Source organism: Tissierella praeacuta (genome assembly GCF_040396155.1).
Taxonomy (GTDB): domain Bacteria; phylum Bacillota; class Clostridia; order Tissierellales; family Tissierellaceae; genus Tissierella; species Tissierella praeacuta_A.
The window spans coordinates 1-13,511 of sequence record NZ_JBEBOY010000006.1; the positions used below are offsets into that span (position 1 = coordinate 1).

Annotated in this window: 17 protein-coding genes; 8 read left to right on the plus strand and 9 right to left on the minus strand. The window is 28.5% G+C overall.

The features are described from left to right. The 3 genes from ABWP20_RS04320 to ABWP20_RS04330 form a co-directional block, all read right to left on the minus strand. The coding region (locus tag ABWP20_RS04320; RefSeq protein WP_353094099.1) for a manganese catalase family protein at positions 1-196 on the minus strand (196 nt) is incomplete at its 3' end. A gap of 12 nt (positions 197-208) precedes the next feature. Next, the gene (locus tag ABWP20_RS04325) at positions 209-469 is read right to left on the minus strand and encodes a spore coat protein CotJB (protein WP_353094101.1); all 261 of its coding nucleotides are present in this window, start codon (positions 467-469) and stop codon (positions 209-211) included. After that, complete coding sequence (locus ABWP20_RS04330) at positions 462-656, minus strand: spore coat associated protein CotJA (protein WP_353094103.1); 195 nt, start codon at positions 654-656, stop codon at positions 462-464. Before ABWP20_RS04330 ends, ABWP20_RS04325 begins: the two co-directional genes overlap by 8 nt. Before the next feature lie 287 nt (positions 657-943). On the opposite strand from ABWP20_RS04330, the gene ABWP20_RS04335 reads away from it, so the two are divergent. Beyond that, complete coding sequence (locus ABWP20_RS04335) at positions 944-1,156, plus strand: alpha/beta-type small acid-soluble spore protein (RefSeq protein WP_353094105.1); 213 nt, start codon at positions 944-946, stop codon at positions 1,154-1,156. A 48-nt stretch (positions 1,157-1,204) separates the two neighbouring features. On the opposite strand, the gene ABWP20_RS04340 is transcribed toward ABWP20_RS04335, so the two are convergent. The 4 genes from ABWP20_RS04340 to ABWP20_RS04355 all read right to left on the minus strand — a co-directional run bounded on the left by ABWP20_RS04340 (position 1,205) and on the right by ABWP20_RS04355 (position 3,539). After that, positions 1,205-1,693 carry a ferritin gene (locus ABWP20_RS04340; RefSeq protein ID WP_353094107.1) on the minus strand — a complete coding sequence of 163 codons (489 nt, stop codon included), beginning with the start codon at positions 1,691-1,693 and terminating at the stop codon, positions 1,205-1,207. A gap of 103 nt (positions 1,694-1,796) precedes the next feature. Then, entirely contained in the window at positions 1,797-2,516 is a 720-nt protein-coding gene (locus ABWP20_RS04345; protein WP_353094108.1) for a L,D-transpeptidase family protein, read from the minus strand. A gap of 106 nt (positions 2,517-2,622) precedes the next feature. Beyond that, positions 2,623-3,216: a DUF4230 domain-containing protein gene (locus ABWP20_RS04350; RefSeq protein ID WP_353094110.1), complete on the minus strand. Its 594-nt coding sequence runs from the start codon at positions 3,214-3,216 to the stop codon at positions 2,623-2,625. A 38-nt stretch (positions 3,217-3,254) separates the two neighbouring features. Beyond that, a complete protein-coding gene (locus ABWP20_RS04355; protein ID WP_353094112.1) occupies positions 3,255-3,539 on the minus strand; it encodes a hypothetical protein in 285 nt (94 codons plus the stop codon). Positions 3,540-3,903: 364 nt separating this feature from the next. Here ABWP20_RS04355 and ABWP20_RS04360 point away from each other — a divergent pair, with 364 nt between their 5' ends. The 7 genes from ABWP20_RS04360 (at position 3,904) to ABWP20_RS04390 (ending at position 11,365) form a co-directional block, all read left to right on the plus strand. Further along, positions 3,904-4,815, plus strand: a complete 912-nt coding sequence (locus ABWP20_RS04360; RefSeq protein WP_353094114.1) for a copper amine oxidase N-terminal domain-containing protein — start codon at positions 3,904-3,906, stop codon at positions 4,813-4,815. Positions 4,816-4,962: 147 nt separating this feature from the next. Next, positions 4,963-5,643 carry a Crp/Fnr family transcriptional regulator gene (locus ABWP20_RS04365; protein ID WP_353094116.1) on the plus strand — a complete coding sequence of 227 codons (681 nt, stop codon included), beginning with the start codon at positions 4,963-4,965 and terminating at the stop codon, positions 5,641-5,643. Positions 5,644-5,796: 153 nt separating this feature from the next. Continuing rightward, positions 5,797-6,891: a YedE family putative selenium transporter gene (yedE, locus tag ABWP20_RS04370; RefSeq protein WP_353094118.1), complete on the plus strand. Its 1,095-nt coding sequence runs from the start codon at positions 5,797-5,799 to the stop codon at positions 6,889-6,891. After that, positions 6,884-7,096, plus strand: coding sequence for a sulfurtransferase TusA family protein (locus tag ABWP20_RS04375; RefSeq protein ID WP_353094120.1), 213 nt, complete (start codon positions 6,884-6,886; stop codon positions 7,094-7,096). Before yedE ends, ABWP20_RS04375 begins: the two co-directional genes overlap by 8 nt. Positions 7,097-7,104: 8 nt before the next feature. Further along, a complete protein-coding gene (locus ABWP20_RS04380; protein ID WP_353094122.1) occupies positions 7,105-7,374 on the plus strand; it encodes a putative Se/S carrier protein in 270 nt (89 codons plus the stop codon). A gap of 368 nt (positions 7,375-7,742) precedes the next feature. Then, a complete protein-coding gene (locus ABWP20_RS04385) occupies positions 7,743-9,536 on the plus strand; it encodes an ABC transporter ATP-binding protein (RefSeq protein WP_353094123.1) in 1,794 nt (597 codons plus the stop codon). Between the two features lie 11 nt (positions 9,537-9,547). Then, positions 9,548-11,365 carry an ABC transporter ATP-binding protein gene (locus tag ABWP20_RS04390; protein ID WP_353094125.1) on the plus strand — a complete coding sequence of 606 codons (1,818 nt, stop codon included), beginning with the start codon at positions 9,548-9,550 and terminating at the stop codon, positions 11,363-11,365. 55 nt (positions 11,366-11,420) lie between these two features. Here the strand turns inward: ABWP20_RS04390 and ABWP20_RS04395 are convergent, their stop codons facing one another. Next, on the minus strand, positions 11,421-11,969 hold the full coding sequence (locus ABWP20_RS04395) for a hypothetical protein (RefSeq protein ID WP_353094127.1): 549 nt from the start codon (positions 11,967-11,969) through the stop codon (positions 11,421-11,423). Positions 11,970-12,045: 76 nt separating this feature from the next. Beyond that, complete coding sequence (locus ABWP20_RS04400; protein ID WP_353094129.1) at positions 12,046-13,284, minus strand: amidase domain-containing protein; 1,239 nt, start codon at positions 13,282-13,284, stop codon at positions 12,046-12,048. Between the last annotated feature and the right edge of the window lie 227 nt (positions 13,285-13,511).

The window sequence follows — 13,511 nt, forward strand, 5'->3', positions numbered from 1 at the left end:
ATTCTTCTGTGCCTATATCTGTTAATATTGCTTTACCTTCATTTGTTGGCATAGTCCATCTTTGAGTTAAATATCTTATTCCTGCTGACAGTTCACCATCTGGTCCTCCAAACTGTTCTAATATCATTGCTGCTAATGTTGGATTAGTTGTATCTACTCTTACTGGATACTGTAATTTTTTTTCATATACCCACATGGTTATCCTCCTTTAAAAATTAGTAAAGTTTATTTCCCAAGGCCAAGGTCCATCAATATAACCCCAAGGATATTTACTCATACCTGTATTTCTTAGAGGACCATATTTTGCCTGATACATAGTCTCTAATTCACTATATCTCTGAGATGCATTATTGTGAAGTCTTAAAGCCTTATCATCATTTGGATGTATGTCTAAATATAAGGCTGTTTCCACTAATATAAAAGAAACTTCCATTAACTCTACTAGAAAATCCATTTGCGTTCTATCCATACATTCTACACCCACTTTCTCTATTATCCCTAACTATATATGGTTGATATAATTCTGGAAACAATGTACCCTTCTGTAATGCTTCCCTTGGACTAAATACTTGATCCATAAACTGAAAAGGAACGCAAGCTCTAGCCAATGCACCGGGGCAACATGGTGTATCTTGTATATCATATTCTTTATACATCTTATCTCCCTCCTAAAAAATTGTTCAATATATATTACGTGAAAAAAAAAATAAGGTGACAAGTGAAAAATTCTATATACAAAAAGAAAACCCCTAAAACTGCAGGGATCTTCTTTTATATCTATATGAAAAGGAGGATAAGCTCTTTTTAAAAATTTGATGTTTATGGTAGAAATGGAAGCTAAATTCAATAATAGATAATATTACATGATTATTAAATTATTTTCTACACATAATACTAGTACACCAAAGTTTTACAAAATTAAGATTTGAAAGGAGATAAAAAAATGACTACAAATACTAGTAGTAACAAAATAGTTGTTCCAGGAGCACGTCAAGCTCTTGATCAAATGAAAGTTGAAATTGCTTCTGAATTAGGTATGGCAAACTACGATTCAATGGATAAAGGTAATTTACCATCAAGACAAAATGGTTATGTTGGTGGCTATATGACTAAAAAATTAGTTGAAATGGCTCAACAAAACCTAAGTGGAAAATAATAAATTCTAAAAAAGATAGGTCATATGACCTATCTTTTTATATTTACTCTACTGTCTCGCTCCTAATTCCTTATCTAATAGATATAGTCCTTGGAAATTATCTTTAATTCCTTCCAATTTAAATATTATATCCTTCATACTATTCTCTTCTTCCAATTGTTCTTCAATAAACCATTGTAAAAATTGGATAGTTGGATATGATTTTTCTTCTTCTGCCATTGTCACTAAATTATGGATTTTTGAAGTTACTAATTTTTCATGTTGAAGAGCAGCCTTAAATACTTCTAAAAATGAGCTATAATCATTTTTTGGCTCTTCTATAGCTTGTGTCCTAACTCTTCCATCCATATCATATATAAAATTATAGAATTTCATAGCATGTGAATATTCTTCTTTTGCTTGTGCTATGAAGAAATTAGCAAATCCATTCATATTTTCATCTGAGCAATATGCTGCCATTCCCATATAATGATACGCTGATAATATTTCAAAATTAAATTGATTATTTAGTTCTTTTAATAATTTTTCTGATGCCATAATAAACCTCCCGTAGTTAATTAAAAATTTTATATTTATTAATTTCGTTAACTTATTTATATTTCAATGATACCCATAGATTTTCCATTTAATCACAAATAAATTATTCCATTAAAATAATATCTAAAACATTATATATTTTAGAATCTATTCTATCTGTAAGCATAATATCATTGTCCTTTAAATATTTAATCAATGATGACTTCATGCCCTCTCCATAAATTCCATCTAAACTACCGTCATAATATCCTCTTTCTGCCAATCTTTTTTGTACTTCTAGGACATCTGCACCTCTATCTCCTGGTCTTAAGTCCCTAAATCCCTGGCCAAAAGGTCCATATATTCCATTACTTATAATAACCAATGTATTATTTTCTACCATTGAATAAAGTTCTTCTACATCTCTATTCATCATACGAATACATCCTGCAGATAAATTTCCACCAATAGAGCCTGGTTTATTTGTACCATGAATTCCATACTTACCCCAAGGGACATTAAGTCCCATCCATCTAGTACCAAATCCTTCACCCCATTGTGCCTTTTCTATTATTTCAAATGTACCTAGAGGAGTTGGTGAATTTGGTCTTCCAGTCGCTATTGGATATGTTTTTATTACACTTTCACTTTCCCTATCTACTAATTTTAGTTGTTTTTTTTCCACTTCAATTAATATTGTATAATTTTGAGATTTGCTTTTTAAATACACATCTTCCAAGCTAAATTTTTTCATAGTAGAATATCTGTGCATATAGCTTCCCAAAATTAAAAAAATAGTTACTAATAAAATTATTAAAATAAACATTCCAAGATCTTTGTTCATCATATCCCCCCTTCTAACATTAATATGCTATAATTTCATAAATTAATCTTATAATTTAGTTTGAATATTATAAAATTATATTAAAATTTAGGGGGAATTTTTTTAGCTACTCAAATACAATTGTAATTTTTTTAAATCCCATTCCTTCTAACAAAGAAGTAATCACTTCCTTTCCATTTTTTTCGGCATCATTTAATATTCCTTTTTGTATTACCTCTTCTTTCATCTTTTCTTTTTCCTGTATAAGAACTACATATAAATCTTTGAAGCTTAACTTATTAAATACAGAGTCCCTTTCATCATAAAAATAAACATCCTCTTCTGGAATTACATTTTCAAATATTTTTGCTTTATCCATTTTTATTTCTATAGTCTCTTTATCCTTTAAATTAACTTCTATAGAACTTAAATCTATGCCAGCTTTAATATATCCACTATATTTCAAAATAAATTTCTTATTAGTAAATGGTATACTTATGCCACTTAGCTCTATATTGTCTTCGTATTCAGCTATATTAGTATAGTTGTATTTTACAGTTGATAATTCCACTAATCTAAGAATATTTTCCTCAACCCTATTTGATAGAAGATTTGTTTTTCGTACTGTTGAAACTTTAATATATCCAGTAATGCCTAATATAATTACTATAACTATTATTGCTAATACTAATTTCCTTTTTATATGGTCAAAATTCTTCATATGATCACCTCTTCGAATCTTCTATCACTCCTACTATATTATAAATCTGGATTATAAAATTGGTAGATACTATATATAGAAATATTTTCATTACACAAAAGTTTTACTATATTTGGTATTTGCTGTGTTGTAATATTCAACTCTATTCCGTTATATTTTAAAACTATATCGTTTAATCCTACTAAGCCAGATTTATGCAACACATCAATAATCTTATTTTCAATAGTAGGTATGTTCATTTCACCTAAGGAAAAAAATATTTTTTTCTTGTCCTCGGTGTAATCCTGGGGATTTAATTTACTAATTAGCATAATCTTATTCATTACAATAGCTCCTTTTTGATTTTATAAAAAATGTTCTAAAATATAAAATAGACAAATAACCAAATTAAGTCATACATAAACCTCCCAAAAATATCTATTATTTTACATCTTAGACAAAATCTAATGTATAAATAGTTTTGTTCTAATTCTTTTTACCCATTTTTTTAAAAAAAATTCATTTATACTAGATTTTTTATTATTAATTTATATGATTTCAAAATTAGCCTTGTTTTTATTATTAATTTTATTTAGTATATAATATAATCAAATTTATATAATCAAATTTAAATAATTTAACGTTTTTTTGGTTAATAGAGAAATGGTTTATGTCGTATATTATAAAATCTAAAAAGGAGAGATTAATATGAAAAGGGTGTCTTTATTTGTTTTATTTATCTTGGTAGGAATAATGAACATGAATTTTGTTGAAGCTGAGAATATAACTGTTGCAGATTTAAGTTTTTATTGTGAGCATGATATGAAAGAAATTGCCCCTCAAGAGTTAATATCTACATATGAATATTTTTTTCAAGATGGAACAAAGTTAGATATTTCATATTTAAATCCTGCTATGCTCTTATTAATTAATGGTAGAAGATATGAAACAAATGTTGGATTAGTAAATAGAGATAATATAATTTTAGCACCTATAGTAAGATTAAGTGAAATTTTAGGTTGGACAGTAAATCAAGTAGAAGAAAATAATAAGTTTATTATTAGTTCTAATGATTCCAAAATTATATTGGAGATTAACAATAAAGTTGCAAATATTAATGGTGAAGAATATGAGATGCAAGTATCACCATTGATTATGCACGATTTAATATATGTACCTTTAAGATTTGTCTGCGAAATAATGGAATTGAATGTTGGATATTATAATTCTTCTGACATTGATTTAATTGCACACAGTTCAATTATCACCATTGATTCTAAATTAGATATTCTGCCTATTTCTTATGAAAATGCTTATAGTTATTTGAAAAACAATTTAGAAAGTGCTTATAATAATTTTGAACAAAATTATATGATTCTCTATAATCCTGATGAAGATCTTTTAAAAAATGTATCAAGTCACTTAAGAAAAAATATAAATAATTTAAAATTCATTGAAGAGTTTTCTCGGTATTATATTTTTGAAGGACCTTATACTATATATTTCGATAAATATACGAATGATGTTTATTTTAATATTATTGATATTTCTTTTTCTGAATTAAAGAAAATAAAATTTGATTATCCAAGATTGTTTGAATATGGTTATATGGTTAATTAATCTTTATTGTATTTATTATTATAATTACTGTTTTAATTCTAAAATTAAAATTGAGTCATCCCTCAAATTTTATGGCAAAGCTAGATTTAATAAAATCTATAAAACTTTAGATTAATTTATATATCGAATTTTAGAAAGGATGTTTTTATGGAAAAATATCTAGATAGTTTAAATAAATCCATATTATTTAAAAATTTAAATACAAACGAGATAAATGATTTAATAATTAATATTCCCTATAAAATAATTAATTATAAAAAGAATGATATAATTGCAATAGAGGAAGATGATTGTAGCAGCTTAGGTATAATATTATCTGGAACTGTTGAGATTCATAAGCCATTTCCCTCTGGAAAAATCCTTACAATAAATAATTTTGAAGCTGGAAATGTATTTGGTGAAGCCCTTATCTTCTCTGGCAGACATAAATATCCTGCCACCATAGTGTCTTCCAGCAATTCAGAAATAATGTATATAAGTAAATACGATATAATTAACCTAATGAGACTTGATGATAGGATATTAAACAATTTTGTATCAGTATTATCTAATAGGATTTTAATGTTAAACGATAGAATAACTAATTTATCTTATGATACCGTAAGAAAGAAAATAGCTAATATTATTTTAGTTGAATATAGTAAGCAAAAAAACAAAATATTAACATTACCTTTTTGCAGAAAAAAAATGGCTGAATTATTGAATACTCCTCGTCCCTCTTTATCAAGAGAATTAATGAAAATGAAGGAAGATGGTATGATTGACTATCATAAAAATAATATTAAAATCATTGACATAGATTTATTAGAAGAATGTTTATTAAAATAATAAATTGCAATATATTTCCATAGAGTCCACTTTATGTATAGAAGATATCTATACTCATAAATTAGTTATTGATATCTTCTATTTTTATATCTAACCTTAATTTTATATAATCTAAGTAAGATTGATAATTATTTTTCAAAGGAGGTTTTGTAAATGAGTGGTAAGCGTAAAATGTTTATCTATGGTGGTATTATTGGTCTTATAGGTGCTATTCTCATGAAACTTGGAAATCCTGGTAATATGGGAATATGTATTGCATGTTTCTGGAGGGATATTGCCGGTGCTTTAGGCCTTCATAGGGCAGAGGTGGTGCAATATATAAGACCAGAAATAATTGGTATTGTCTTTGGTTCTTTTATTATTTCCTATATGACTGGAGACTTTAAAGTAAAAGGCGGATCCTCCCCACTAATAAGATTTGTTTTAGGATTCTTTTTAATGATAGGTGGTCTTGTATTTTTAGGATGCCCCCTTAGAATGCTTTTAAGATTAGGAAATGGAGATTTAAACGCTGTAGTAGGACTTGTTGGATATGTAATTGGAATCTTTATCGGTGTACAATTTCTTAAGAAAGGTTATACACTTGGCAAGAGTATAGAACAACCTAAGATTACAGGATTTATTTTCCCAATAATAGCTGTTATTTTACTTATTTTCTTAGTCATCAAACCTGCATTTATATTATTTAGTACAGAAGGTCCTGGTTCTATGGCAGCTCCTATTATTATATCTTTGATTTTAGGCGCAGTAGTTGGTATAGTTCTTCAAAGAAGCAGAATTTGTACTGCTGGTGGATTTAGGGATGCTATATTAATTAAAGATTATCATTTCCTATGGGGTCTAATTGGCATTTTTATATTTAATCTAGCTGGTAATCTTATCTTAAACTTTAGCAGCTTTAAATTAGGTTTTGAAGGTCAACCAGTAGCTCATTCAAATCATATTTGGAATCTACTAGGTATGACTCTTGTAGGCCTTTGCTCTGTTTTACTTGGCGGATGTCCAATTAGACAGACCATCTTAGCTAGTCAAGGAGATGGTGATGCCGGAATTACAGTATTAGGTCTTATCACAGGTGCTGCATTCGCACATAACTTTGGTTTAGCATCTAGCGCCAAAGGCTCCACACCTAATGGTCAAATTTCCGTTATGATTGGAATAGTATTTGTGCTGTTCCTAGCCTATAGTGTTGTAATAAGTAACAAGAAATCTAAATCTCAATCTAAGGAGGTAAAAATCAATGGCTAATATTATTGATGCTAGAGGTAGGTCTTGTCCTGAACCTGTTATTATGACTAAGAATGAGATTGATAATAATCCTAATAAGGAATTACAAGTTTTAGTTGATACTCATGTTGCAGTTGAAAATATTACTAGATTTGTAAATGGAAAAGGGTATAATATAAATGTAGAAGAAAATAATGGAGAATATAAAATTAACATCAAAAAATAGGTGATCTAATGGAATACTCTTACTGTGTAGTTACATTTCATGTTACTCAACATGCTTTAATTTTTGAAAACTCTATGAAGGATAAAGGTATCTCTGTAAAACTAATGCCTGTACCTAGGCAAGTTAGTTCAAGTTGTGGAACTGCAGCTAAAATACCTTGTGAATTAGAACAAAATATAAAAAAATGGTGTATTGATGAAGATATACCCATAGACGATTTCTGTAGAATTGAAAATAAAAAAGGAAAGAACTGGTTCTCTAAATATATTAATAAATAAAAAATAAAGAAACAATTTTTGTATTTAAGAAATTGTTTCTTTATTTTTTATTTTAATTTTATTATTTTTACAAAAATAACTTGATTTTTCTAAACTTTGATATATAATTGAATTATTGGTAAATATAAGAAAGGAGGTCGTGAAGATGATAAGAATGAATTTTGTACTTAATGATAAAGAAAATTTAATAATTTTAGCAGCACGACCTAGGTACGAATTCTGATTTTTTGCCATTGACTTTTATACCATAGGTGTGTTCGCCTATGGTTTTTTATATTTTATAATCCTTACTAGGATATTCGTGTCTCTATATAAACGTAATTAACCATAGGCCCAAACCTATGGTTTTTTTATTAAGGAGGGATATAATGAAAAACTTAAAGAAACTGCTGAATTTTATGGAAGGGTACAGGATTATTTATTTATTTGGAATGATAGCAATTCTTATATCTCAAATACTTACCACTGTTACTCCTCTAATACTAAGAACAACAATTGATAGCATAATTGGTAATGAAATAATTGACTCTTCATTTATTCAAAAAATGGTTAATTTCTTAGGCGGTAAAGATTATTTAAAACAAAATTTATGGCTTATAGGAGCTTTGCTCATTTCAGTAGCCATTTTAAGAGGAATATTTTTATATTTAAAAAATACTTTATCTAGTAAATCTGCAGAAAACACTACAAAGAAAATAAGAGATGAACTATACGACCATATTCAAAGACTTCCATATGAGTATCATGTAAAATCAGAAACTGGTGAACTTATACAGAAATGTACATCAGATGTAGATACCATAAGAAGATTTTTAGCTATACAACTTGTAGAAGTTGCTGGTTCAATATTTATGTTAGTATTTATAGTCTATATAATGTTCATTATGAGCATTAAGATGACTATGATATCTATAATAATATTGCCCATAACTTTTATATTTTCATTTATATTTTTTACTAAGATTAAAAAGGCATTTGAAGCTGCAGACGAGGCAGAAGCAAGAATGACTACTACTCTTCAAGAAAATCTAACAGGAGTAAGAGTTGTAAAGGCTTTTTCTAGACAAAAATATGAAGTTGATAAATTTGATAAGAAAAATTTAGAATATCAAGATTTGACTTATAAACTAATAAAAGATTTATCAGCATATTGGGCTATATCTGATTTTCTTAGTATGTGCCAAGTTGGTTTTGTTATTATAGTTGGTAGCTACCTTGCATATACAGGTGAATTATCTCTTGGATCTTTTGTTGCCTTTGTTAGTTATATTAATATGATAATCTGGCCAGTTAGGCAAATGGGTAGAACTTTAACAGATATGGGCAAAGCCTTTGTTTCTTTACAAAGAATTGAGAAAATATTTGAAGAACCTATAGAGTTGTTAGATGAAAATAATAACAAACCTGAAATCAAAGGCAATATTGAATTTAAAAATGTTTATTTTGAATATGAAGAAAATAAACCAGTCTTATCCAATCTTTCCTTTGAAGTTAAATCTGGAGAAACGATTGCGTTAATTGGACCTACGGGCTCTGGGAAATCTTCCTTGGTACATTTATTACCAAGATTATATGAATATAATAATGGTTCTATTAAAATTGATGGTATTGAGCTAAACAAAATAGATAAATCTTGGATTAGAAAAAATGTCGGGCTAGTGCTACAGGAGCCATTCCTATATGCTAAAACAATAAAAGAAAATATCAGACTTGCTAATCCATCAGTGAAAGACTCAAGGGTCTTTGATGCTGCAAAAGTTGCTTCAATTCATGAAGATATAAAATCTTTTGAAGATGGATACGAAACTATTGTAGGAGAACGTGGTGTTTCTCTCTCTGGGGGTCAAAAACAAAGAATGGCTATTGCAAGAACCATTATTAATAATTGCCCTATTGTTGTATTTGACGATTCCCTATCTGCTGTAGATACTGAAACTGATATTTCAATTAGAAATGCTCTTAATAATAGAAAAAATAAATCTACTACTTTTATTATTTCTCATAGGATTTCAACTGTATCAGAAGCAGATTTAATATTAGTAATAGACAAAGGGAAAATTGTACAAAGAGGTACTCATAATACTCTAATTTCTGAAGACGGATTATATAAAAGAATATACACTATACAAAATTCTTTAGATGATGAAGTGATAAATGCATAGGAGGTGTTAATTTGACACAGACAAATAATAATCAAGATAAAATAGAAATTAATATATGGAAAAACTTTTTCAAACTTTTGAAACCATATAAAAAGCAGTTCTTTATATTATCTATAATGATGATATGTCTGGGAATGCTAGATTCTATATTCCCATTAATGACAAAATATGCTATAGATAACTTTGTAGAGAAAAATACTATTATTGGTATAGAAAGATTTGGTATTGTTTATTTCTCTGCAGTAATTATGCTAGGTATTACGGTTTATTTATTTATAGCATTAGCTGGAAAATTAGAAACAAAAATGGCCTATGATATTAGAAGAATTGGTTTTGAAAAACTCCAACTTTTACCTCTATCCTATTATGATGATAAAGCCATTGGATGGTTAATGGCAAGAATGACATCTGATATCAGTCGACTGTCAGAAACCATCTCTTGGTCATTAGTAGACCTTGCATGGGGTTTCTCTATGATGACTTTTATAACTATTGCAATGATGAAACTAAACTTTAAACTAGCTTTAGTTACATTATCTGTAATACCTATATTGGCAGTTATTAGCTTTTATTTCCAAAGTAAAATATTAAAAGCTCAAAGAGAGGTAAGAAAGATAAATTCAAAGATTACAGCTGCATATAATGAAGATATCCAAGGAGCTAAAACTACGAAAACACTAGTTAGGGAAGATTTAAATCTTCATGAGTTTTCTGAGATAACAACATCTATGAAAGATAAATCCATAAGAGCTACTGTAATCTCATCAATTTATCTACCTATTATACTTACCTTAGCTAGTATAGGTACTGCTTTAGCATTGAACTATGGTGGTAAAGGGGTTTTATTAGGCACTCTTTCTTATGGAACATTAGTAGTTTTTATATCTTATACAGCCCAGTTTTATGAACCAGTACGTCAAATAGCTGTAATATTTGCAGAATTACAAGCAGCTCAAGCTTCAGCAGAAAGAATCTTTTCTTTATTAAATGAAGTTCCTGCTATATTAGATAGTGATGAAGTCGTAGATAAATATGGAGATTTATTAAATCCTAAAAAAGAACTTTGGCCTGAAATTAAGGGAGCTGTAGAATTTAAGAATGTATCATTTTCATATAAAAATGGTGAAACCATACTTGACAATTTCAATCTAAAGGTTAGACCTGGAGAAACAATAGCATTAGTCGGTGAAACTGGCTCAGGAAAATCGACTATAGTAAATTTGTTTTGTAGATTTTATGAGCCAACAGATGGTGAGATTTTAATTGATGATATAGATTATAAGAATATGCCACAAAACTGGATCCATGAAAATCTTGGATATGTATTGCAAGCTCCTCATCTATTCAGCGGAACTATTAGGGAAAATATTAGATATGGAAATTTAGAAGCTACAGATGAAGAAATCATAGCTGCAAGTAAATTAGTCGATGCTCATGATTTTATTATGGATACTGAAAAAGGATATGATACAGAAGTTGGCGAAGGCGGAGGATTACTTTCTACTGGACAAAAACAACTTATATCCTTTGCAAGAGCAGTTGTCCGTAATCCAAGATTATTTGTATTAGACGAAGCTACTTCATCTATAGATACAGAAACTGAAAAGATTATTCAGGATGCTATTCACAAGGTACTAGATGGAAGGACTTCCTTCGTTATAGCTCATAGATTGTCTACTATAAGAAACGCAGATAGGATTTTAGTTATAAGAGATGGTAAAGTCCAAGAATCAGGAAGTCATAAGGAATTAATTAAAAAGAAAGGTTATTACTATAATCTATATACTAATCAATTCATTGAAGAAAAAAGTATGGATATATTTAGATAATAGCATTATTATATGGTTCTAGTGTCTCGCTAGAACCATATTACATAATTCTAATTTAATATTCTTTTATTTCTTCTGTCCTTCTTTCTGCTTTTAGCCAATTGTTGACTTTTCTTCTTACTTCATCATATAATCCCTTATGATCTCCATATAATGCTTTTTCTGCATATTCCTTAGGAAATCTATCTATAATTTCATCATTGGTAAGCATTTCTTCAAAGGAGATTATTTCATACTCTCCTTCCTTTTCAGTTAATTCTACTATAGCTCCAGTATTAGTTCCCGTTTCTGATTTAAAATATCCGTCGCTAAATGAATAACCGTCAAGTGAAAAATACAAATATACTATTAACTTATCATCTTTTTCTTCTACTCCATATATTTCATGGGCTTCAAACTTTTTATAAACTGGTCTGAAACCAGAGAGTCGGATAGTTATATAGTCAGAAATTACATCATTCATATCAGTTTTATCTATTCTATATTTAGCTTCGTTAGCTTGAGTCAACATATTATCTTCATTAAATCCTGTGTTTTTTCCATTGCAGCTAACAAGATTTAGTACTATAACTAAAAAGACAGATATCCTAGAAATTTTTTTCACTATAATTTCCTCCTTGCCATTTTATGAATATTATTAGAAGGGAGCCAGAAAGTCCCTTCTAACATTTAATATCGAATTATTTATCAAAATTTCCTGATGAAAAATAAAGTCCTCTTACTTTAGTATTATTAGGCTTATTTAGATATTTTATTATATCTTCATCTCTAGCTTCTCCTGAATGAGCACAAACCAAAACTATTGGGTCATTAGGATCCTTTCCATAAGCATAGCTTACATATAGTGAATGTCTCCAATTTCCCCACGAACTATTATAAAGCTGTATAACATCTCCTCTACCAACTCGCGCTAAATCAAAATTTCTAGGAGATGCTTCTCCATATCCATATCCATTTGGACCCGTAGCTTTTGACTTTGTAACGTAATTATATAGATAAGGGACACCAGCCCACGCATTTGAAAAAGCTCCATACCCCCATTTTGAACCATACCATTCACTTGTCATTCTTACTTTATTGTGTACATTATTTCTACTATTAGTAACACTACTTTCATCCCATCCTCCATAAGCAGCCCATATACATTGTGAAACAAAATTTGTGCAATCAGGATCGCAATCAGCAAATATTTTCTCTGAGTTTGAAAGTTTTGATGCATATGCATACTTCCTTGCATATCTTATTCCTCTATCAATGTTATAGCTATATGTCCCCTGTAAAATTATATCATCGGTATTAATATCTTCATCATTTATTTCAATTATAGGGGTAGTTCCTAGGCTTTTTTCCAAAGAATTTTTTAATGTTTTAGTATAGCTATCTTTTTCATCAAATACATTCTCAATATATTGTTTTTTTGACTGTCTAGAAATTTGATTATTGTATTCTTTAAGTTGTTCTCTAACAAATTCATAATCTAGATTGTTTTCTGAATCTATAGAAGACATTTTCCAATTTCCATCAATCTTTTTTAGTTCTATTACATACTGAACATTTCCGATTCTTGAAATAATATCTTCTGGCACTGTATTGTAATGAAATTCTGCATTTTCGATAACTTCTGCTCTAGCAATATCTTTATTTACTTCTATGTCTTTAAAGTCTATTTTTAATTCATAAAAAGTATAGTTTCTTCCAAATTCTTTAAAAAGTAACAAATTGTTTTTTAGTATCCTTTGCGGTATTATTGCTTCTTCATTATCAATAAATAAATTAGCTACATCAATATATGCTCCTGTTTTCAGAGTTTCATAATAACTTTCAAAATATTTTTGGATAGTGTCCTTTATAAATTCTTTATCTTCATCTAAAGTATCAATCTTTACTGCCAAAGCATTATATGTTGATGTAAAAATCATTATTACGCAAAGGCATATTAATATTAGTGCCTTATTTGTTTTTTCATTTTTAAATCCCCCCTAGTATTTTTATATATTTATTCATTGGAAAAGCTATCCCTTATCTAAAATCTTAAGAAACTTATATTTTAATATTATCTCATTCCCTTACCATTGTTTCCCCCAATTCTATCTAATCATTATATTCTATCCTTATAGTGTTATATCACCATTGAAATCACTTCCTT

Coding starts and splice junctions, on each gene's coding strand:
- ABWP20_RS04380 (WP_353094122.1), top strand. CDS start 7,105: ATGGAATACTCTTACTGTGTAGTTACATTTCATGTTACTCAACATGCT.
- ABWP20_RS04345 (WP_353094108.1), bottom strand. CDS start 2,516: ATGAACAAAGATCTTGGAATGTTTATTTTAATAATTTTATTAGTAACT.
- ABWP20_RS04385 (WP_353094123.1), top strand. CDS start 7,743: ATGAAAAACTTAAAGAAACTGCTGAATTTTATGGAAGGGTACAGGATT.
- ABWP20_RS04350 (WP_353094110.1), bottom strand. CDS start 3,216: ATGAAGAATTTTGACCATATAAAAAGGAAATTAGTATTAGCAATAATA.
- yedE (WP_353094118.1), top strand. CDS start 5,797: ATGAGTGGTAAGCGTAAAATGTTTATCTATGGTGGTATTATTGGTCTT.
- ABWP20_RS04325 (WP_353094101.1), bottom strand. CDS start 469: ATGGATAGAACGCAAATGGATTTTCTAGTAGAGTTAATGGAAGTTTCT.
- ABWP20_RS04375 (WP_353094120.1), top strand. CDS start 6,884: ATGGCTAATATTATTGATGCTAGAGGTAGGTCTTGTCCTGAACCTGTT.
- ABWP20_RS04355 (WP_353094112.1), bottom strand. CDS start 3,539: ATGAATAAGATTATGCTAATTAGTAAATTAAATCCCCAGGATTACACC.
- ABWP20_RS04330 (WP_353094103.1), bottom strand. CDS start 656: ATGTATAAAGAATATGATATACAAGATACACCATGTTGCCCCGGTGCA.
- ABWP20_RS04340 (WP_353094107.1), bottom strand. CDS start 1,693: ATGGCATCAGAAAAATTATTAAAAGAACTAAATAATCAATTTAATTTT.
- ABWP20_RS04335 (WP_353094105.1), top strand. CDS start 944: ATGACTACAAATACTAGTAGTAACAAAATAGTTGTTCCAGGAGCACGT.
- ABWP20_RS04400 (WP_353094129.1), bottom strand. CDS start 13,284: ATGATTTTTACATCAACATATAATGCTTTGGCAGTAAAGATTGATACT.
- ABWP20_RS04365 (WP_353094116.1), top strand. CDS start 4,963: ATGGAAAAATATCTAGATAGTTTAAATAAATCCATATTATTTAAAAAT.
- ABWP20_RS04360 (WP_353094114.1), top strand. CDS start 3,904: ATGAAAAGGGTGTCTTTATTTGTTTTATTTATCTTGGTAGGAATAATG.